Source organism: Okeania hirsuta (assembly GCF_003838195.1).
Taxonomy (GTDB): Bacteria; Cyanobacteriota; Cyanobacteriia; order Cyanobacteriales; family Microcoleaceae; genus Okeania; species Okeania hirsuta.
Window position 1 is genome coordinate 1 of sequence record NZ_RCBY01000671.1, and the last position, 677, is coordinate 677.

1 protein-coding gene is annotated in these 677 nt (G+C 35.0%); it reads right to left on the reverse strand.

Features of this window, described 5'->3' with window-relative positions; genetic code table 11:
• Positions 1-210: 210 nt before the first annotated feature.
• Positions 211-677, reverse strand: a 467-nt coding sequence (locus D5R40_RS36835) for a hypothetical protein (protein WP_161565195.1), incomplete at its 5' end; no start/stop codon positions are given.

A 677-nucleotide genomic window follows, 5' to 3' on the forward strand; every position in this document is an offset into this window, starting at 1 on the left:
TTCCTTCTTCCTTCTTCCCTCTTCCTTCTTACTTCTTACTTCTGAATAATGACTAAATTTTTCCTTCTACCTTCTTCCCTGTTCCCCGTTCCCAGATCCGGTGTTCCCTCAAACCTAAAATTTTGTACCTCGCCAGTATGGAAATTGCTATAATTCTTCTAAAAATTGTTTGAAAAATTGGGAATAAAGAAATCTAGTCATGATAAATATTCACTCTACTGTGGGAGGAAATGTAAAGCCTTTAGGTGAACGAAATAAACTTCTACCAAATCTATAATCAATTTCTACATTACAATTTAATGGAGCAGTTTCAAAGTCACAAAAATAGGCAGCAATTGGTTTTTTATTACGAGGTTCGCATACTTGTAAGTTATAGCCATATTCTCTAGCTACATTACCAAAATGGTTAATAAATTTATAACGTTCTAGGTAGCCTTTTTTATCCCAAATTAATTTTCTGACTACCAACATTACCCAAATATCATCTGAGTCAACAAACCAAGTATAAATAAGTTCTTCACCAAAGAAATCTTGGGTTAACCACAGACTAGGAATACTTGGTTGAGTTTGAGATAAAGGAGGTTGAGGTAGCTTAGAAATTTCATTTCTAGGGCAGGTGGGAAAAATAATTTTCGGTGTGGCAGTAGCACTCAGAAGGAAGAGGGAAGAAGGAAGAA